Source organism: Klebsiella sp. 141162, from assembly GCF_050600755.1.
GTDB lineage: Bacteria > Pseudomonadota > Gammaproteobacteria > Enterobacterales > Enterobacteriaceae > Klebsiella > Klebsiella aerogenes.
The window spans coordinates 274,406-294,033 of sequence record NZ_JAQIRI010000003.1 but is presented as its reverse complement, the minus strand read 5'-3'; the positions used below and the strand labels follow the sequence as shown (position 1 = coordinate 294,033).

Below are 19,628 nucleotides of genomic sequence, written 5' to 3'. Positions count from 1 at the left end.
TTTCTTGCCTTTTGCTTATGCGCTTTCCTGTACCCACACCCGCATTTCACCTTCGCCGCGGTTAGCCCAGCTAAACCACGGAATGAACGTGAGCGTCTGCGCCTCGCGGGTAGCGGCGGGGCTGTCGTATCGCCAGAGCGTCTGCTGCTCCGCCTGTTCTGCCGTCAGCTTGTAGCCCGGCGCCTGAATCAGCATTTTATGAGCGAAAATCCCTTTTCCTTCAAAGGTGGTGAACTGCGCATCGCGTGGCAGCTGCAGATTATGCAGCGCCTCGCCGTTATCCGCCTGTTCCAGGCAGTAGACCAGCGGGCCGCGCTGCAGGGCGACCTGGCCTGCCTGATGGCGCACCAGCGGATTGCCATACAGACGACGCACCGGCATCGGCAGCGTCAGTACCAGGGTATCGCCTTCCTGCCAGCGGCGATTGATGTGCAGGTAGCCTTTGCGGATATCCTCGGCGACCGGAAGGCCGTTCAGCGTCACCTGCGGATGGTCGCACCAGTCCGGCAGGCGTAACGCCAGAGTATGAGCGATCGCGACAGGCGAATCGATGGCGATTTTGACCTGTTCCTGCCACGGATAGTTGCCGCTGATGCGCAGGCGCAATGTCTCCTCGCCGACCGCAACTTCTACCTGATTGCCGACATACAAGTTGATATACAGCGCCTCATCGCGCGGCGTGTAGATATAGTGGCCGAGCGAGGTCAGCACGCGGGCGATATTCGGCGGGCAGCAGGCGCAGCCAAACCAGCGCTGGCGGACGGGCTTCACATGGTCGTAGATATGGTTGAATTTCAGCGCTTTTGGTTGTACTTCCAGCGGGTTGACGTAGAAGAAGTGCTTACCGTCGAGCGCCATGCCGCCCAGCACGGTGTTGTAAAGCGCGCGCTCCATGACGTCGGCATACTGGCTGTCCGCTTCTAGCTCGAGCATCCGGCGGGCAAACATCATCAGCCCAATAGAGGCGCAGCTTTCCGCGTATACCGTATCATTTGGCAGATCGTAATCGCTACTAAACGCCTCACCGCTGCTTTGTGAGCCGATGCCGCCGGTAATATACAACTGGCGCTGGACCATATTGTTCCACAGCCGCAGGCAATCCTGGCGCTTGCCTTCGTCCTTGCTCAGCCGCGCCAGATGCGCGACGCCGGTCATCAGGTAGACAAAACGTACCGCGTGACCAATGGCAGTGGGCTGTTCGGCAATCGGCAGATGCGCCTGGCTGTAGGGTTTGTCCATTACCATCCATGCCGGGCCGTAGGTGTTCCAGTAGGACGTCTTGCCGCGTTTCTCGTATTCGATATCGTAAAAGTGTGGCTGTGTTCCACGCTGTTCGACGAAGTAATTGACCAGCGCCAGATAGCGCGGCTGCTGAGTGACGTCATACAGGCGCATCAGCGCCAGTTCAATCTCCGGGTGGCCCGGATAGCCGTGCAGCTGGTGGTCGGCGGGGCCGAAGACGCTATCAATGTGGTCCGCCAGGCGGCAAACCACCTCCAGCAGGCGGCGTTTGCCGGTGGCCTGAAAGAAAGCGACGCCCGCTTCAATCATATGCCCGGCGCAGTATAGCTCGTGGCATTCGGCAAGGTTGGTCCAGCGGGCGTTCGGCTCCTTTACCGTGAAATAGGTGTTGAGATAGCCATCGGCGCACTGTGCGGCAGCCACCAGTTCGATCACCTCATCGGCGGTTTTTTCCAGCTCGGCATCCGGCTGTTGGCATAGCGACCAGGCGACGGCCTCCAGCCATTTCGCCACATCGCTATCCTGAAAAACCATGCCATAAAATTCCCCTTCCTGTAGCCCGGCGGCGATGCGGAAGTTTTCTATCGCGTGGCTTGGATCGGCCTCGGCGATCCGGTCATTGAGCGCGTCCCACTGGTAGGGGATCACGACATCGCGCACCAGTTGCTGATACTGACCGAGGAACGGATCATTAATTTTAAGCTTGTGCAGATCGACTTCCATTACGGACATGACGGAGACTCCTTAAGACTGAACGTGACGCGCGCGCAGGTCGGTGGCGATGCGCGACATCATAGGGTTATTGAGCTTGCAGGCGCGGATGGCGAACGCCAGCAACAGGTGAAAGAGCGCGGGCAGTAGGGTTTCCATCGCGGCGATCCCGGCCAGTGAAGAGGCCGTTTGGTTATCGGCGCCTGGCTGATAGGCGACGAAAATAAAGACCAGGCTGATAATGCCGGCGCTTGAGGCCCAGGCGAGCTTGATAAAGAACAGGTTGAAGGCGAAGTTCATCCCCGAGGAGCGCACGCCGGTTTTCCATTCGCCATAGTCATCGGAGAAGGCCATCAGCGAGAAATGCAGCGGCAGGGTGAAGCCGAGAATAATGCCGTTGCCGAGGATGACCGCCAGCCACAAGGTTTGCCAGGCGGGCCCGGTCGGCAGGAACCACATCGCTACCGCCAGCGCGGCAAGCAGCAGGTTGGTGTAATAGTAAAGCTTAACCGTATCGAAGCGGCGTGACAGCAGGTTAATAATGACGGAGCCGAAAATCGAAGCGAAAGTCACCATGGTGAAAAAGAGTGAGGTGTAGCCGGTCGAGCCGCCCAGCACGTAGGTGATGAAATACATGTAGCCGCCGCCACGGATGTTAAACACGTTGATCAGCAGGAAAGACATCACCAGCATCAGCAGCAGCTGATCGTTTTTACGCAGCCCGGCAACATGTTCGCGGAGGGTAAATTTGCCCATCACATCCAGCGACACGCGCTCGCGCACCCAGAAAAAGCAGCACAGGAACATCACCACGGCAATGGCGCACAGTACGCCGACGCCGTACTGATAGCCCTGTGCGATATTGCCCTGGCCGAGCGCTTTCACCAGCCACGGCAGACCGACGGAGACCAGAAAACCGGCCACACCGCACAGGACGAATCTCCACGCCTGGCAGGAGATCACCTCGTTGTGGCGGCTGGTCATGGTGTTGATTAACGCGCAGTAGGGAACGTTGATGGCGGTGTAGCTGACGGAAAGCAGCAGATAAGTGCCAAACGCCCAGGCGATTTTTACCCCCATGCCGGCATCCGGCACCGTGAAGGTCAGGACGCCGATAATGCCGATGGGCACCGCAATCCATAGCTGCCACGGGCGAAAGCGCCCCCAGCGGCTCTGCGTGCGGTCGGCCAGCACGCCCATGACCGGGTCGGAAATGGCATCGAAAACGCGCAGCGCAAGAAACATCGTGCCGACCAGCGCTGGGGTGAGACCAAAGACATCGGTATAAAAAAAGGTCAGAAAATTCATGATCAGGCAGGTAATCACGGTCCCGCCGGCATCTCCCAGGCCGTAACCTATTTTTTCACGGAGGGATAACGTGTCGTCCTGCGCGCGTTGCGCTATTTCACTTGTGGTAATCGGAGCCGAAGTCATAAATAACTCCCGGGAAGGATATTCGGAAAATATTCCGCTGTATGGCGGGCTTTGGTTTTGTCATTAGCAAAGTACGTTAATTATTTTGCACGGAATATTAACGGCAACAAGGGAAGGAAAAAGTATAAAAAGATGACGATTCCGACTTCATCGCGAAAATGTGATTTCGATCCGGCAGAGCGCTATTTTATGATGAATAATCAAAGCGTAATCCACTTAATTATTGCCGTGATAATAGAATATTGAATATATATGCTTAATTTATCCATGCCGCTGCCAATTAAAGTCCAAAATGGTGGCCTGTTTATTTCTCGCGGCGTCGGCAGCCACCCGGCGAGGAAGTTACAGTCCTGGGAGATCATTTTTGTTGAAAAGGGGACATTAACGATTCGCGAAGATGAGGAGACATTCTGCGTTCGTGCCGGAGAAAGTTTGCTGCTTTGGCCGGAGCGGTTACATGTAGGTGTGGAACAATTTCCGGCAGACCTTAAATTCTACTGGCTCCATTTTGAAATGATCCCGGAGGCGTTGGTTTCATCATGTCAGCCAAAAATTGCGCTGCCGCAGCATACCCGCGTAGCTGAACCTCAATATATTATTTCGCTATTCCGCCAATTCTTGCGTGAGCAGGAAAATATTCATCGCAGCGTCGCGCTGGAATTAATATTGCTGCTGATTTTGCAGCAACTTTCCGCCGCTGCAGAAGAGTTGCCGGTCGATACTCCTGGTAATGCGTTGGCGTGGAAAGCACAGCAGATAATCCTTACCCAGTATCATCTGCCGCTTTCCGCGGCGACCCTCGCCAAAGAACTGCACTGCAACGCGGACTATCTCGGGCGGGTTTATCGCCATGCGTTTCATTTAACGCTGACCGACGCATTACACCGCCAACGGGTAAGGGCGGCGGAGAAGCTGTTAATCAGCGATTCATTATCGCTTAGCGAGGTGGCGCGGCAGTGCGGCTTTAACGATGTGGGCTATTTCCGCAAAATCTTTCGCAAACATACCAGCCTGACTCCCGCGGCCTGGAAGCGATGCTACTGCAAAGAGCACATTAATTCGGCATAGAAGGCGTGTCCTGTCCGTAATAGGCATTCGCGCCGTGCTTACGCAGATAATGTTTGTCGAGCAGTTCTTGCTGCATATCGGCCAGCTGTGGCGTGAGCTGACGGGAAAAAAGCCCCATATAAGCGCACTCTTCGAGGACGACGGCATTATGCACGGCGTCGGCGGCGTTTTTACCCCACGCAAACGGACCGTGTGAATGCACTAGCACTGCCGGGACCTGCATGGGATCGAGATCGCGCGCTTCAAAGGTTTTAACGATCACCTCGCCGGTCTGATACTCATATTCACCATTAATTTCATCGGCAGTCATCAGGCGGGTACAGGGGATCGCGCCATAAAAATAATCCGCGTGCGTGGTGCCCCAGGCCGGTAAATCCAACCCTGCCTGCGACCAGATCGTCGCGTGGCGCGAGTGGGTGTGAACGATACCGCCGATTTGCGGGTAGCGGCGGTACAAGGCAAGGTGGGTTGGCGTATCGGAGGAGGGCTTTTTAGCGCCTTCAACCACATGGCCGCTGGCGATATCGACGACCACCATGTCGTCAGCGCGCATGACGTCGTACTCCACCCCGGATGGCTTGATAACCATCAGCTTGCCCGTTTCATCGACGGCGCTCACGTTGCCCCAGGTGAACGTCACCAGCTGATGCGCAGGTAGCGCCAGGTTGGCGGCTAATACTTCAGACTTCAATTGTTCTAACATGTGAAACCTCCTTCTTGCATCCGCGCTTCTATCCAGCGGCGCGCCTGTATAATTTCCAGTACCGGCTCTTTAGCTTTTTCCGTCCACATCTCAATTAAGAATGAACCGCGATAGTTCAGCTCATGCAGCGTTTTGAAGAGGCCGACAAAATCGACACAACCCTCGCCGAAGGGGACGTCGCGAAACTGCCCCGGCGATTGTGCGGTTACGGGTAGCGTGTCTTTAAGATGGATAGCGGCGATGCGGTCGATGCCCAGTTTAAGCTCGGCGCTGACGTCGTTGCCCCAGGCGCTCAGATTGCCGACGTCCGGATAGACGCTGAACCACGGCGAGGCGAGCATCTCGTCCCACTTTTTCCATTTGCTGATGGAGTTCATAAACGCGGTGTCCATGATTTCGACCGCCAGCATGACCTGCGCCGCGGCCGCCTGTTCGACCGCCCACGCCAGCCCTTCGGCAAAGCGTTGCTGCGTGCCGTCATCGTGTTCTTCGTAGTAGACGTCATAGCCTGCCAGTTGGATGGTGCGAATCCCTAAATCGCGAGCCAGCTGAATGGCTTTGGTCATGATCTCGCGCGCCCGCAGGCGGGTTGGCTCATCGCGGCTGCCAAACGGGAAGCGGCGATGGGCAGACAGGCACATTGACGGAATGGCTACCCCGGTCTCCAGCATCGCCGCGACCAGAGAGGCGCGCTGGGTGGCGCTCCACTCCAGGCGCGCCAGACGTTCGTCGGTTTCATCGACCGACATTTCGACAAAATCAAAACCGCAGCTTTTCGCCAGCACCAGCCGTTCTGGCCAGCTAAGATTTTTCGCCAGCGCTTTCTCATAGATGCCTAAGGGATGATTACGCATGCTGTTCTCCCCAGATGGCGTTGATTTGGGCGTGGAAATCATCTGCCACCTGCGCGGGCTGCGCCGCGCCCGCCAGCGCGCGTCCGGCAATAAACGCTTTGACGTCAATATCGCTAAACAGGGGTAAGTCGGCCGGCGTGATGCCGCCGGTAATAGACAGTTGCAGGCCGATATCCGACAGCGCTTTCATACGCGCCAGATCGGCGTCGCCCCACTGCTGGCCGCTGGCCTGTGCATCGCGGCCGCGGTGATAAATCGCCTGGCGGACGCCGATGCGGTACCAGTCGCGCGCGTCATCCAGCGTCCAGTTACCGAAGAGTTCAATCTGAATATCGCCGCCGCAGGACTGGGCGACGGCATGGCCTTTCTCAACGGTCGCCAGCGGCGCGGCGCAGATAATGGTCATCCAGTTGGCGCCTGCGGCAAAGGCCTGTTGGGCCAGCGTTTCGCCAGCGTCGGCGACTTTCCAGTCGGCGACGATAATTTTATCCGGACACTGGGCGCGCAGGGCTTTTACCGCGTTGAGTCCTTCCGTCAGACACAGAATTGTGCCCGCTTCCACGATATCAACGTGATGGCGCAGTACGGCGACATCGCGCTGGGCGGCTTCCAGGCTGGTATGGTCGAGCGCCAGTTGTAGTAATGGTCGGCTCATAATGTGTGCTCCTTAATGCGGGCGTGATAGCCCTGTAGTGCGCTAATCAATTGCTGGTATTGGCGGTATTTACGCTGATAAAGACGGTGTGCGGTCATGTCAGGCAGCAGGGTTCGTACCGGATGCTGCAGGCTGCTCAGGGCCTCGCGGAAGTGGCGATAGACGCCGGTACCGACGCGGGCGGCAAGCGCGGCGCCAAAACAACCGGTCTCTTCAACCTGCGGCAGTTCGATGCGCAGACCGCTGACGTCCGCCAGCATTTGCATCCATACCTCGGAATGCGCCGGACCGCCGGTGACGCGCAGAGCCTGGACTTGGGTAAAGCGCTCGCGCATGCGGTTGAGATGCGTCATATGGCTGAAGACCACCCCTTCATACACCGCCTGTAGTAAATGCGCGCGGGTGTGCATGGCCTGCATGCCGTAAAAACCGCCGGTCATCTCCAGGCCGGCGTTACTACCGTAAAGGAACGGCAGAAAGAAGAGCTCGCTTCCCGCTTTTGGCAGGCTGGCGACGGCCTCATTAATCTCGGTAAATGAGAGCCCGCCCCACTGCGCGGTAAACCATTCAAGATTGCCGGAAGAGGTGGGGCTCGCTTCGTGGACGATGTATTCACCGTCATTGACGAAACGGCCATAGACGTAAGGATGAGCTTCATGCTCACGCAGCCCGTGGGTGATCCCGCTGGTAACCGCCCAGGTCCCCATCACCGCATTGAGCACTGATTCATCATTGAGGCCCGCGCAGAGCGCGGTAGAAACCACATCAAACAGACCGCCGACGACGGGCGTTCCCGCCGCCAGACCGGTAACGGCGGCCGCCTGAGCGGTGATTTCCCCGCATATTTCCGCAGAGCCGACGATCGGCGGTAGCGCCTCGTCAATTTCACTTATGCCTAACCACTGGGTCAGGCGTGGGTCGTATTGCCCGCTGTTCATGTTGTAGAGATTGGACTCAGAAATGTTGCTCTCTTCGCAGCCCTTCATCCCGGTTAAACGCCAGCGAAGATAATCATGGGCCATCATGACGCAGCCGATTTGCCCATAGCGCTGCGGTTCATTTTCTTTCAGCCACCGCAGCAATGAAGCGGGATGGCCGGTCCACAGCGTCTGGCGGGTAAGGGGATACAGTCGCTCAGGGATGCCATCCTGCTGCCAGCGTTGAACGATTTCCAACGCCCGACGATCGGAGGAGAGCATCGCGTTACCTAACGGGCGATCCTGTTTATCAAGTAGAAATAGCCCTTTGCCCTGCGCGGAGATAGCGATGCCCTTGATTTGCTTACCATTGACGTTAGCGGCGCTGAGCAGCCTGGCGATGGTTTCATGGCAGCGTTGCCAGAGCAGATCCATTTCCCGCTCGGCGTATCCCGGCTGCGCGCTGAGGGTGCGTAAAGGGCAGCGCTCGATACGCCGCTCTACGCCCTGGCTGTTATATAAACCGGCTTTTAGATAAGTACCGCCACAATCGATACCCAGCCAGAAGGTCTCTTTTTCACTCATCTTAGTCTTCCAGTTTTTCCGGACGACGCCTGGCCGTCCGGGACAGTTTTAAGCTGCGTGGTTACGCGGAGTCATCGTCTTTGCGGGTGCTGCGCCGGCATCGCATTTTGCCGGCAGCAGCAGCGCCATCAGGGCCGCCAGCGCCAGTGAGATAGCCAGGCAATAGACGCCGGCATCTTTGCTGTAGAGGGTGATCAGTACGCCCACGGCGTAAGGGCCGCAGAAGCCGCCGAGGTTACCGAGAGCGTTGATCACCCCGCGGGCGCCGCCGGCCATTTCGGCGCTGAACAGGCGTGCCGGTATGGTCCAGAACACGCCTGCGGCGGATTGCAGGAAGAATCCGCAGCCAACCAGCGCGGCATAGGCCAGCCAGATGTGATTTTTCAACGCCACGGAGAGGAACATGCACAGTGCGAAGCCGATCAGCGGCAGGCAGACAAATAGCTTGCGTTTGCCGGTACGATCGGAGAGCGAAGAGAAAAGGAACATACCGGCAATCGCGCCAACGTAGGGCAGGATGGCGAGCACGCCGACTTGTCCCATGCTGCTATGGGTCAGCTCTTTCAGAATGGTCGGCAGCCACAGGGTGTAACCGTAAATCCCGGTTTGGTAGAAGAAGTTAAGGGCGATGAGCTGCCACATGGTTTTGTCAGAGAGCACCGCGCCGAGCGAGGCATTTTTGACTTCAGTTCCGGCAATCGCCTTTTGTTCCGCCGCCAGCGTTTCGACCAGGTAGGTTTTTTCCGCTGCGGATATCCAGCGCGCTTCCTGCGGACGGTCATAAACGGTGTATGCCCACAGCGCCAGCACGACCACCGAGAGCAAGCCTTCGATAATAAATAGCCAGCGCCAGTCGAGAACGGTGATGATCCAGCCTGACAGCGGGGCGGTAATAATCCCGGCAATCGGCACAAACATAATCACAATGGCGTTGGCGCGGCCGCGTTCAGCGTCCGGGAACCAGTTGCTGATCATCGTTAGCACCACCGGCAGCATGCCGCCTTCCGCTACCCCTAATAAGAAGCGCAGGATCAGCAGTTGATATTGATTGGTGATTAAACCGGTCAGTACGGAAATAATGGCCCAGGCGACCAGCGACCAGCCGATAAATTTCTTGCCGCTGCCGTGTACGGCAATTTTTCCGCCAGGGACTTGTAAGAATAAATAACCAATAAAGAAAATACCGCCAGCGAGCCCCGCCATGGTGGCGGAAATACCCAGTTCGGCATCCATACCGCCCGGCATCGCAAATGCGATATTAACGCGGTCCATATAGGAAATAATACAGGCAATAAGAATCGGTGGGATAATTCTCAGCCAACGCTGGCGTGGAATATCTTTTGCTGTAGGGCGAGAGGTCATGTTCATATTAATATTCTCGTAGAGTAAATATTATGACAATGAAAACGTAGTTGTTCTTATGCGTTTTTTAATAGGGTGATACCGTCACGCAAAATGGCTATGCGGTGGTTAACATCGGCATTCGCGTCTATTTCCAGTAATTTAATACCGGCGAACTGCAACGATGCGCCGGCGGCGCAGGCGAAAATATCGCGGGCATGCTGCGCGGTCATCAGGCTTTGCGGGCAGAAGGGGGCAAACGGCGCGTGTAAATCCTGCCATTCGCCATATTCGCCTGTTTGGGTGGTGCCGGAAAACATCAGCGCGCCCAGTTTACCGGCCTGTTTAACCTGCCGGGTATGGGCCAACGGCAGCGCGGTATCGCGGCCTTCAATGGCCGAGCGCGCCCAGTTAATGCACACGCTTATCTCATAGTCGGCAATAACTTCCAGTACATTATCCAGCGGCAGGAAGCCTTTACGCGGCACCGGGCCATTCATCGCGTCACAGTGTTCCAGCACCAGGTCGCAGCGCCAGTCCCAACTGGCGATTTCTTTGAGCGAGCGGGAAAAGGCGTCCGTTGCCTGGGCGATGTTTTGATCTCCCGCCAGCGGCGCGGCCTGTAACTCAAGCGCGGTGACTTTACCGGGTTGAATACCGTTGATTTTATTAATTTTGCGATGAAGGTGGCGGTAGTATTCAACGCAGGCTACACGCTGTTGTTCATCGCTGGAGGCCAGACCGAAGCCCGCGTTTTCTCCGCGGCGGCGCATGGTTTCCATAATGGCGGTAATCACAATTTGCCAGTTATCCGGCGTATGGCGCAGCAGCCACTCATCGCCTAAAGGATGGATATGCTCAAGACAAGGCTGTTCTATGCCACGAATATCTGGAGTATCGGCAAGTTGTCGCCAGAATTCCTTCTCTTCCTCTTCACTCTTTTGGTGAAATGAGGGGGCACAGGGATACGCACCGATAATATAACCGGTAGTAATGTTCATTATGTGCTCCTGTAAATTTAATGAGATAATTAGTTCTTTTACAGAATATCGATAGCTACCTTGACGACTATTTTTCTAATAGGGGTGGCAGTCATTTTAATGCATCCAGGGCGATGCACATCTTGTGGAAAGAATATGGCATAGCTACCGGGTATCATTTCAATAAACGATTCATGTTGACTATCGTGATAAAAAATAATATCGCGCTGTTCTAATAACGATTCGCTGATCTGGTTATTTCCGCTATCGATGGCGATACCTATTTTTTCTTCACCGGAAGCGAGAAACTGAATATCTAAATAACGCCGATGTACCTCCGGACGGTTTTCTGTCGCCGCGCGGGTGGTCAGATCGATGATCTGCGCAAAAATATTCTTACCATCAATTTCGACGACGCCGGGCGGCTGGTGGCGAAAATCGGTAGTCCGAAGAAAATCGAGCGCCTTTTCAATCGCTGCCGGTAGACGGCACGGATTCGGTTGTGAAATATGGCCGAAGATCATAGTGGTTTCCCCTATAGAGCCTGAATTTTGGCCCATACGCTGTCGTCGACGGTGATCCCATTACGGCGGTTTTCTTCCAGCAATCGCGTAAACTCGTGGCCCGGTAGGCGGACCGCCACATTTTCATCGGCGCGTTCGGCGGTGGTGATAAAGTCCATGATCCGCTGTAGTTTGGCATCGCGAGTTTTGCCATCAATGAGCTTGTCGACTTCAATGGCGATGAAAATCTGCGATACGCCATATTCGTCGCTATTGTCCTGGGTGACTTCAGCAACGGAGGAACCGTTGGAAAGCAGAGTGGCTATCATATCCAGCACAATTGATAAACCGGAACCCTTCCAGTAGCCCATCGGCAGGATACGGCGATTTTTCTCAATCACGCCGGGTTCCTTCGTCAAATTACCTTCATCATCAAACCCGCCATCTACCGGCAGCGTGCGGCCAGCCAGGCGATTAACCTCCAGCATGCCGTAAGAGAACATCGACATCGACATATCGACCATTGTGATGGGAGTGGAGGGAATTGCCACGATCAGCGGATTGGTGCCAATGCGGCACTCTTTCGCGCCCCACGGCGGCATGACGGCGATGGAGTTGGTCCAGCAAATGCCGATATAGCCTTTTTCCGCCGCCTGCCAGCCGTAGCTGCCGCCGCGCATCCAGTGGTTGGCGTTGCGTAATGCCACCAGGCCAATGCCGTGGTCGGAGGCCAATTCAATGGCGCGATCCATCATCTTTTTCGCCGTCAGATTGCCAATCGAACGCCGGGCATCCCACTGCTCAATAGCGCCAAGGCTGGTGACGCGCTGAGGTTTCGCATCCGGAATGATATCGCCGTTATCCAGTTGCTGAATAAAACGTGGAAAGCGATTCACTCCGTGTGAGTAGACGCCGGATTCCGTGGTGCGGGCGAACATTTCCGCGCAGGCGTCGGCGGTTTCCGCCGCAATACCGCGTGAGAGTAATACCCGATTGAACGCCTCTTTTAGCTGCGCAAAAGTTACTTTCATTCCCGTGTTCCCCTTAGGGTTTGAGTGATTTTTTATCTTTACGTTTCACATATCGAAATCTGATTTCAAATATAACGATCAATTTTTGACAGATCAACGGCAGATGCTATTTTTAAAAATCATTAAAATCAGTTGGTTGTGTTTTTTCGGTTCAGATCGTGAACTGAACCACACTTTGCGCTACCATCAGAGCGCGATTAAAAAGGAAGCCGAAGCGATGGGCACAAAAGAGAGTGAAATGACGCAAGAGAAAGAGAGGCCAGCCGGAAGCCAGAGTCTATTTCGCGGGTTAATGCTGATTGAGATCCTCAGTAACTATCCAAACGGTTGTCCGTTGGCGCATCTGTCTGAACTGGCGGGCCTGAACAAAAGTACCGTGCATCGGTTGTTGCAGGGCCTGCAGTCCTGCGGCTACGTTACGCCGGCGCCTGCCGCCGGAAGTTACCGCCTGACCACCAAATTTATAGCCGTGGGCCAAAAGGCGCTGTCGTCGCTGAATATTATTCATGTCGCTGCGCCGCATCTTGAAGCTTTAAACATCGCCACCGGCGAGACGGTGAACTTCTCCAGCCGTGAGGACGACCACGCGATTCTGATTTATAAGCTGGAGCCGACTACCGGTATGCTGCGTACCCGCGCCTATATTGGCCAGCATATGCCGCTGTACTGTTCGGCGATGGGTAAGATCTACATGGCGTTCGGCCATCCTGACTACGTTGCCAGCTACTGGGATAGCCATCAGGATATTATTCAGCCGTTGACCCGTAACACCATTACCGGCCTGCCGGCGATGAACGACGAGCTGGCGCAGATTCGCGAACGTAATATGGCGATGGACCGCGAAGAGAACGAACTCGGCGTCTCGTGCCTGGCGGTACCGGTATTCGATATTCACGGTCGCGTGCCTTACGCCATTTCGATTTCGCTGTCGACTTCGCGCCTGAAACAGGTTGGTGAGAAAAATCTGCTCAAACCATTGCGTGAAACGGCAGAGGCGATTTCCCGCGAGCTGGGGTTTGTTATTCGCGAAGGCTAAGGCAACTGGCGAGATCTTGCTGGGTATTTGCCTAAAACGCAGCTGATTCCATTCAGGATCAAAGCGCGCAGCGGGGTTTTTCTGGCACGCTGCGTTTTTATCCCGAAGGGAGTTGAGGATGAACCGGTTTATTATCGCCGATGCGCAAAAGTGTATTGGCTGCCGAACCTGCGAGGTGGCCTGCGTGGTGTCGCATCAGCAGGGGCAGGATTGTTCTACCGTTTCTGCAAGACGCTTTGCGCCGCGGATCCGGGTAGTGAAGAGCGATGAGTTATCAACGGCGACGCTGTGTCGTCAGTGCGAAGATGCCCCTTGCGCGAACGTCTGCCCGGAAGGGGCAATACGCCATGAGGGCGACGTCTGGCGAGTCGATCAACGGCTGTGCATTGGTTGTAAAAGCTGTATGGTGGCGTGCCCTTATGGGGCGATGACGGTGATGTTGACCGACGAAGGCGTGCAGGCGCTGAAGTGCGACCTGTGCGCGCACCGGCAAACGGGGCCGGCGTGCGTAGCGGCCTGCCCGACTCAGGCGCTGCGCTGTATTGAGCCCGCCGAGCTGGAAAGATTAAGCGCCGAGCGCCGTCGTTGGGCGGCGCAGGCAATGTAACTGGATGTTCCCGGCCAGCGATGGCCGGGAACATCATCAGGCGTCTTGCTCCTGCCAGGCGCGCTCAATCTCTTCGGCAAGAATTTTAACCCCCGCCTCGATTTTCTCCGGGTCCGGCACGTAGTTCATGCGCATGCACTGATGCGTATGCGGCCACGGCTTGTCCAGCCCCGGGAAGAAGTAATCGCCCGGTACCATCAGCACGCCGCGTTGCTTCAGGCGCTGATACAGCAGCTCGGTGGAGATCGGCAGATCCTTAAACCACAGCCACAGGAAAATCGCCCCTTCCGGTTTATGAATCAGGCAGCGTTCTTCCGGCAAATAGCGGCGAATGGTAGCAATAGTTTCCTGAACACGCTGATAATAGAACGGTTTAATTACCGTTTCGGACAACCGCAGCAGGTCCTTGCGCTTGATCATTTCGCACATCATCGCCGGCCCAATTCCGCCCGGGGCGAGGCTGATAATGCCGTTCATATTGCTGATCGCGGTGATGATTTTTTCGTTGGCGATGATGATGCCGCAGCGGGTGCCCGGCAGTCCGAGCTTGGATAAACTCATGCACAGCACAATATTCGGGTTCCACAGCGGGCGCGCTTCGCTAAAGATAATGCCGGGGAAAGGTACGCCATAGGCGTTATCAATAACCAGCGGGACGCCATGCTGGTTAGCGAGAGCATCCAGTTTGATGAGCTCTTCATCGGTAATGACGTTACCGGTCGGGTTGGTTGGCCGGGAGACGCAGATCATTCCCGTCTCTTCGGTGATCTGCAGGTGTTCGAAGTCCACGTGATATTTGAACTGGCCTTCCGGCAGCAGTTCAATGTTGGGGCGGGTGGCGACAAACAGATCCTCTTCCAGCCCGGAATCGGCGTAGCCGATATATTCCGGCGTCAGCGGGAACAGCACCTTGCGGGTGGTGCCGTCGGCACGGCGGCCGGCAAACAGGTTAAATAAGTAGAAAAATGCGCTCTGGCTGCCATTCGTCAGAGCAATATTCTGTGGTTCGATCTCCCAACCTAATTCTTCGCGCAGCATTTGCGCAAGCAAGGTCAGAAGCTCGCTTTTCCCTTGCGGACCATCATAATTGCAAAGCGCATCAAGGGCTTTGCCGTTATCCAGCATATCGGCCAGCAGGCTATTGAAGTATTCATTCATCTCCGGGATTTGCGCGGGGTTGCCGCCGCCCAGCATGATCGCGCCCGGTGTGCGCAGGCCGTCATTGAGGTCTTCCATCAGGCGGGTGATGCCTGAATGACGGGTGAATTTGTCGCCGAAAAGTGAAAATGTCATCGCGGATATTCTGTTGGTCTTCTGGAAAGGGAATTACCATAACGCCAGCGTCAACGCGGTGCAAATCGGCACAGGAGGGAGCGTTCTATTTTTTGTTCTGCTAAAAGTGGAGATGTTAGTAATTTGTGCTGAAAAGGCTCCCGCCAGCGGCAAGGAGCCCGGTAAGCGACTGCTATTGCTGTCCGGCCCAGACAACCATCACTTTATCAGCGCTGCTTTCACGCACGAAACCATAGCCCTGCTCTAGCGTCAGCGTCTGTTGTTTACCCATACCAATGGCCGGATGGCGGGCGCGGAATTGGGCGATTTTTTGCCAGTGCGCGACGTTATCGGATGCGCTACCGACAACATCCTGCCAGTTCATATCGGAGCGGGTACCCTGCAGCGGGTCGGAACCCGTGGGGCCGAACGGACGTGAAGATTCATCGCCATAGAAGAGTTGTACGGCGCCTGGCGCGAGTAATAGCAGTTCCGCCGCCCGACTGCCGCCTTCGCGGAACAGGCGGGTATCGTGCGAGGAGAGATAGCTCAGCACGTTGAAATCCTGCAGCTTGTCCGCCATTTGCTGCCAGGTGGCGTCCATGTTTGCGAGACAGTTTGCTGCTTTCGCCGCTTGATCCTGATAATCGAAATTAATCATCGCGTCGAAACCGTGGCGATAGTAGTCGCTTTGCATCACGCCGTGGCCCCAGGCCTCGCCGGTCATCCAGAATGGCGCGTCATCCAGCGCTTTCTGCGGATTCGCTTTTTTCCAGTCTGCCAGCGCGGCCGTGGCCTGGGTTTTGAGCTGCTGCCAGGCGTCCAGTTCGACGTGTTTCGCGGTATCGACGCGGAAGCCGTCAATCCCGTAGTCGCGTACCCATTGGCTAAGCCAGTGGGTCAGATAGTCGCGCGGCGTGTAGCCGGCTATCTCTTTGGCGGCGGTATCCGGCTTGTGACGGTAGAAATTTGGCAAGCCAGAAGGGAGCGTCGATTCGGTTTTCAGATCCGGCAGGAACGCCAGCGACATGGTGAGATCGTCGAAACCTGGATTGTCGTAGTCGCCGATATCGGTGCGGATCCATTTTTTCCCCCACCATTGTTCCCAGCCCGCTTTATCGCTGAAGTTGATATAGTCATTGAAGCTATGCCAACTTTGCCCCGGCGCCGGTTTCCAGTCGGTCCAGCGCTCGCCAAGTGTTTTTTTCAGTTCATCGCCTTTCAGGTACAAGGAACCGAAGTGAAATTCCTGCATATCGGCGAGCGTGGCGTAACCGGTATGATTCATGACGATATCAAACAGGACGCGCATGCCGCGCCGATGGGCTTCATCGACCAGTTGCCGAAGATCGGCTTCGTCACCCATGTTGGCGTCAAGACGGGTCCAGTCCTGGGTGTAGTAACCGTGATAAGCGTAGTGGGGGAAGTCGCCTTTGGCGCCGCCGCCAACCCAGCCGTGAATTTGCTCCAGCGGCGAACTTATCCACAGCGCGTTGACGCCAAGCTGTTGAAGATAATCCAGCTTGCTGGTCAGCCCCTGTAAATCGCCGCCGTGGAAGGTGCCTATCTCCTGCATACCGTCTTTATGGCGCCCGTAGCTGTTGTCATTGGTCGGATTGCCGTTGACGAAGCGATCGGTCAGGACAAAATAGATCGTGGCGTTATGCCAGTTAAACGGCGCGCTGGCGGCGCTATCCGCTTGTTCAAGCAGCAGGAGCCCATTACTGCCTGTGGCGGGCTGCAGCGTGATTTTGCCTGCTTTCACCGTAGCGAGATTACCGCTGTAAAAATCGCGGACCTGGCTTCCCTCGGCAAACGTCTGGCCGACATCAAACGTTAACGGTTTACCATCCCATTTCGGACACTGGCGCACCAGCGGCTGCGTGCTGGCTGTTTCCTGCTCCGCCAGCGACAGCATCAGCGTTGGCGTACCGGAGCGGGTATCGACTTCCAGCGTATAGCGCCCGTCGCGGAATACGCGCCACTGCGGCGGCATATCCCGACAAGGTTCCAGCGATAGCATCTGATTGAGTTTTATCGCCCCCGCAGGCTGCCAGCACTGTTGGTCAAAACTTATCCGCAAAGGGCGGGTACCCTTCGTCACCTCATTTTGCGTCGTGAAGCGGCCTGCATCCTGTTCAGTGAAGGCGGGAAAGTCAGCGGTTGTCCAGGCGGCAAAAGCCATCCCGGGCAGCAGTAGCGAGGCGAGCGCAGCGAGTTTCATGCTGGAGTCCTGTTAGCGGTTTTTATCACAGTGTGCCTGCGCGCCATAAGGTTGAACTCATCCTGCCGGTAATTTTGCGGGGAGGATGAAAAGGGGTGAGTGATTTAGTTCAAAAAATGAGCTATAAATGAGACGGAGATAGCATTTCTGCACCTTCGCGACGGTGTAGAAACCGATTTCAGATGACAGCGATTCGGAATTGGACTATTTCTCTTGATGCTCTCTCTGGGTATTTTTGATACTATTCGCGATTCAACTATCGATTTTTTGCGAAAAACAAGGTGTTGGAATGAGTAAATCCGACCAGGAGACCTAATGATATCGATTCCCATGCGACGATATGGGGCTGCGATACTCATGTTACTTACCTGTATATTTTCAGGTAGTGTGTTGGCGACAACGCACACAGCAACAAAGAGTCATAAAGCCTCAGTAGTTAAGAAAGTAAAGAAGCCCAGTAGTATCAAGGTTAGCAGTAAACAAGAGTATTCTCGCAATAGTGTAAAGAGCAGTTCACTTCCTGATTTGCGAAAATACCCTTCCGGGACACCAAGGAAAAAAGCGTTTCTCCGGACGGTTATGCCTTACATTACAAAGCAAAATCAAGCGATCACGGCAGATCGTAACTGGCTTGTCTCTAAGCAATACGACGGCCGTTGGTCGCCGAGCGAGCAGGCGCGCCTGAAAGACATCGCCTCACGTTATAAAGTGAAGTGGTCTGGCAATACTCGCCATATACCATGGAACTCGCTGCTTGAGCGCGTCGACATTATTCCGAACAGCATGGTGGCAACCATGGCGGCGGCGGAAAGCGGTTGGGGCACCTCGAAGCTGGCGCGTGAGAACAACAACCTGTTTGGTATGAAGTGTGGCGGCGGTAACTGTCGCGGTGCAATGAAAGGCTACTCCCAGTTTGAATCTGTCGAGCAGTCGGTTCAGGCTTATGTAAAAAACCTGAATACGCACCCGGCTTATTCATCCTTCCGTAAGTCTCGCGCACAGCTGCGTAAGACGGATCAGGAAGTAACTGCCAGCGCGATGATCCACAAGCTGAAGGGATATTCGACAAAAGGGTCGAGCTACAACAACTATCTCTTCGCCATGTATCATGACAATCAGCGCTTAATTGCCGCTCATATGTAATCATCAATGCCCGGTGCGTAAGCCCGGGCATTTTTCTTTCCCGCTACATCATTACTTCACTGTGCTGGTCGCGGTATTCCTTTGGCGTCACGTCGTACTCTTTCTTAAACACCGAATAGAAATACTGCAGCGACGGATAACCGCACATCTGCGAAATTTCGTTTATCGATAGCGTGGTGGAGACCAGCAGGCTGCGCGCTTTTTCCAGCTTTTCGCTGTGGATCACCGTGTGGATGGTCTCGCCGACCTCTTCTTTAAAGCGTTTCTCCAGATTAGAGCGGGAAATACCGACGGCGTCGAGCACCTGCTCAACCTTAATGCCTTTGCAGGCGTGGTTGCGGATGTAATGCATCGCCTGAATCACCGCAGGGTCGGTGAGTGAGCGATAATCGGTGGAACGCCGCTCAATGACGCGCATCGGCGGCACCAGCAGGCGCTGCAGCGGCAGCGCTTCGTTTTCCATTAAACGGTGCAGTAGTTTCGCCGCCTGGTAGCCCATTTGCCGGGTACCTTGCGCCACGGAAGAGAGCGCGACGCGGGAGAGATAGCGGGTCAATTCTTCGTTATCGATACCGATAACGCACAATTTTTCCGGCACCGGAATATGCAGCAGCTCACAGGCCTGCAGGACGTGACGTGCCCGGGCATCGGTCACGGCGATAATGCCGGTTTGCGGCGGCAGCGTTTGTAGCCAGTCGGCGAGCCGATTTTGCGCATGCTGCCAGTTCTCCGGCGCGGTCTCCAGCCCCTGATAGACCACGCCACGGTATTTTTCTTTGGCGACTAGCTGGCTGAAGGCGTGTTCGCGCTCCATCGCCCAGCGCTTGCCGCTGGAGGTCGGTAGCCCGTAAAAGGCGAAGCGGTTCACGCCTTTTTCTTTCAGATGCAGGAATGCGCTTTCGACCAGCGCGGCATTATCGGTGGCGATATAGTGAACAGGCGGATAGCATTCTGGCTTATGGTAAGAGCCGCCGACGCCGATAATCGGCACTTTGACATCCGCCAGTAGCTTTTCAATCTCCGGGTCGTCGTAATCGGCGATCACGCCATCACCCAGCCACTCTTTGATGTTTTCGATACGCGCGCGAAAATCCTCTTCGATAAAAATATCCCATTCCAGCTGTGATGCCTGCAGATATTCGCCAACGCCTTCAACCACCTGACGGTCATAGGCTTTGTTGGCGTTGAATAACAGCGTAATGCGGTGACGCTTTTCAAACATAGATGATATTCCTGCTCTTACCCCGGTCATACAATACCGGCTAATGCCCGAATTATTTCAAGCGCCTTATTGCGAAGTTTGGCGGTGGCGCAAGTTATTC

The 19,628-nt window shown here is 55.4% G+C and carries 17 protein-coding genes; 4 read left to right on the top strand and 13 right to left on the bottom strand.

The features are described 5' to 3' along the window. Positions 1–15 precede the first annotated feature (15 nt). Together PGR23_RS12555 and PGR23_RS12550 are read right to left on the bottom strand one after the other, a co-directional pair. On the bottom strand, positions 16–1,974 hold the full coding sequence (locus PGR23_RS12555) for a glycoside hydrolase family 127 protein (protein ID WP_396279315.1): 1,959 nt from the start codon (positions 1,972–1,974) through the stop codon (positions 16–18). Between the two features lie 12 nt (positions 1,975–1,986). Further along, a complete protein-coding gene (locus PGR23_RS12550; RefSeq protein ID WP_047047697.1) occupies positions 1,987–3,387 on the bottom strand; it encodes an MFS transporter in 1,401 nt (466 codons plus the stop codon). Between the two features lie 252 nt (positions 3,388–3,639). Between PGR23_RS12550 and PGR23_RS12545 the strand changes: the two genes are divergently transcribed. Continuing rightward, a complete protein-coding gene (locus tag PGR23_RS12545; RefSeq protein WP_396279316.1) occupies positions 3,640–4,455 on the top strand; it encodes an AraC family transcriptional regulator in 816 nt (271 codons plus the stop codon). On the opposite strand, the gene araD is transcribed toward PGR23_RS12545, so the two are convergent. Genes araD through yiaK form a run of 8 tightly spaced genes read right to left on the bottom strand, consistent with a single transcriptional unit; the run spans position 4,442 to position 12,024 of the window. Further along, positions 4,442–5,158, bottom strand: a complete 717-nt coding sequence (gene araD / locus PGR23_RS12540; protein WP_047047702.1) for an L-ribulose-5-phosphate 4-epimerase — start codon at positions 5,156–5,158, stop codon at positions 4,442–4,444. The genes PGR23_RS12545 and araD overlap by 14 nt on opposite strands. Next, on the bottom strand, positions 5,152–6,012 hold the full coding sequence (locus PGR23_RS12535; protein ID WP_380377762.1) for an L-ribulose-5-phosphate 3-epimerase: 861 nt from the start codon (positions 6,010–6,012) through the stop codon (positions 5,152–5,154). The genes araD and PGR23_RS12535 overlap by 7 nt, the downstream gene beginning before the upstream one ends. Continuing rightward, positions 6,005–6,667: a 3-keto-L-gulonate-6-phosphate decarboxylase UlaD gene (ulaD, locus tag PGR23_RS12530; protein WP_047078826.1), complete on the bottom strand. Its 663-nt coding sequence runs from the start codon at positions 6,665–6,667 to the stop codon at positions 6,005–6,007. Before ulaD ends, PGR23_RS12535 begins: the two co-directional genes overlap by 8 nt. Continuing rightward, positions 6,664–8,169, bottom strand: coding sequence for an FGGY-family carbohydrate kinase (locus tag PGR23_RS12525; protein WP_045390687.1), 1,506 nt, complete (start codon positions 8,167–8,169; stop codon positions 6,664–6,666). The genes ulaD and PGR23_RS12525 overlap by 4 nt, the downstream gene beginning before the upstream one ends. A gap of 48 nt (positions 8,170–8,217) precedes the next feature. Then, positions 8,218–9,537 (bottom strand): MFS transporter, encoded by a 1,320-nt coding sequence (locus PGR23_RS12520; protein WP_047047711.1) that lies wholly within the window; start codon positions 9,535–9,537, stop codon positions 8,218–8,220. A gap of 50 nt (positions 9,538–9,587) precedes the next feature. Then, entirely contained in the window at positions 9,588–10,511 is a 924-nt protein-coding gene (locus PGR23_RS12515; RefSeq protein WP_396279317.1) for a DUF4862 family protein, read from the bottom strand. A gap of 38 nt (positions 10,512–10,549) precedes the next feature. Further along, complete coding sequence (locus PGR23_RS12510) at positions 10,550–11,014, bottom strand: YhcH/YjgK/YiaL family protein (RefSeq protein ID WP_047047716.1); 465 nt, start codon at positions 11,012–11,014, stop codon at positions 10,550–10,552. Between the two features lie 11 nt (positions 11,015–11,025). Continuing rightward, positions 11,026–12,024 carry a 3-dehydro-L-gulonate 2-dehydrogenase gene (gene yiaK / locus PGR23_RS12505; RefSeq protein WP_047078827.1) on the bottom strand — a complete coding sequence of 333 codons (999 nt, stop codon included), beginning with the start codon at positions 12,022–12,024 and terminating at the stop codon, positions 11,026–11,028. Positions 12,025–12,241: 217 nt separating this feature from the next. On the opposite strand from yiaK, the gene yiaJ reads away from it, so the two are divergent. Together yiaJ and PGR23_RS12495 are read left to right on the top strand one after the other, a co-directional pair. Beyond that, entirely contained in the window at positions 12,242–13,060 is an 819-nt protein-coding gene (yiaJ, locus tag PGR23_RS12500; RefSeq protein WP_045390824.1) for an IclR family transcriptional regulator YiaJ, read from the top strand. Between the two features lie 118 nt (positions 13,061–13,178). Continuing rightward, a complete protein-coding gene (locus tag PGR23_RS12495) occupies positions 13,179–13,667 on the top strand; it encodes a 4Fe-4S binding protein (protein WP_045390701.1) in 489 nt (162 codons plus the stop codon). A gap of 36 nt (positions 13,668–13,703) precedes the next feature. Here PGR23_RS12495 and avtA read toward each other — a convergent pair whose 3' ends face one another. Both avtA and PGR23_RS12485 read right to left on the bottom strand, forming a co-directional pair. Then, positions 13,704–14,960 (bottom strand): valine--pyruvate transaminase, encoded by a 1,257-nt coding sequence (gene avtA / locus PGR23_RS12490; protein ID WP_015369199.1) that lies wholly within the window; start codon positions 14,958–14,960, stop codon positions 13,704–13,706. Positions 14,961–15,132: 172 nt separating this feature from the next. Beyond that, the gene (locus tag PGR23_RS12485; protein WP_315711839.1) at positions 15,133–17,163 is read right to left on the bottom strand and encodes an alpha-amylase; all 2,031 of its coding nucleotides are present in this window, start codon (positions 17,161–17,163) and stop codon (positions 15,133–15,135) included. 315 nt (positions 17,164–17,478) lie between these two features. Between PGR23_RS12485 and PGR23_RS12480 the strand changes: the two genes are divergently transcribed. After that, on the top strand, positions 17,479–18,306 hold the full coding sequence (locus PGR23_RS12480) for a protein bax (RefSeq protein WP_396279318.1): 828 nt from the start codon (positions 17,479–17,481) through the stop codon (positions 18,304–18,306). A 43-nt stretch (positions 18,307–18,349) separates the two neighbouring features. On the opposite strand, the gene xylR is transcribed toward PGR23_RS12480, so the two are convergent. Further along, positions 18,350–19,528 carry a D-xylose utilization transcriptional activator XylR gene (gene xylR / locus PGR23_RS12475; RefSeq protein WP_045390709.1) on the bottom strand — a complete coding sequence of 393 codons (1,179 nt, stop codon included), beginning with the start codon at positions 19,526–19,528 and terminating at the stop codon, positions 18,350–18,352. Between the last annotated feature and the right edge of the window lie 100 nt (positions 19,529–19,628).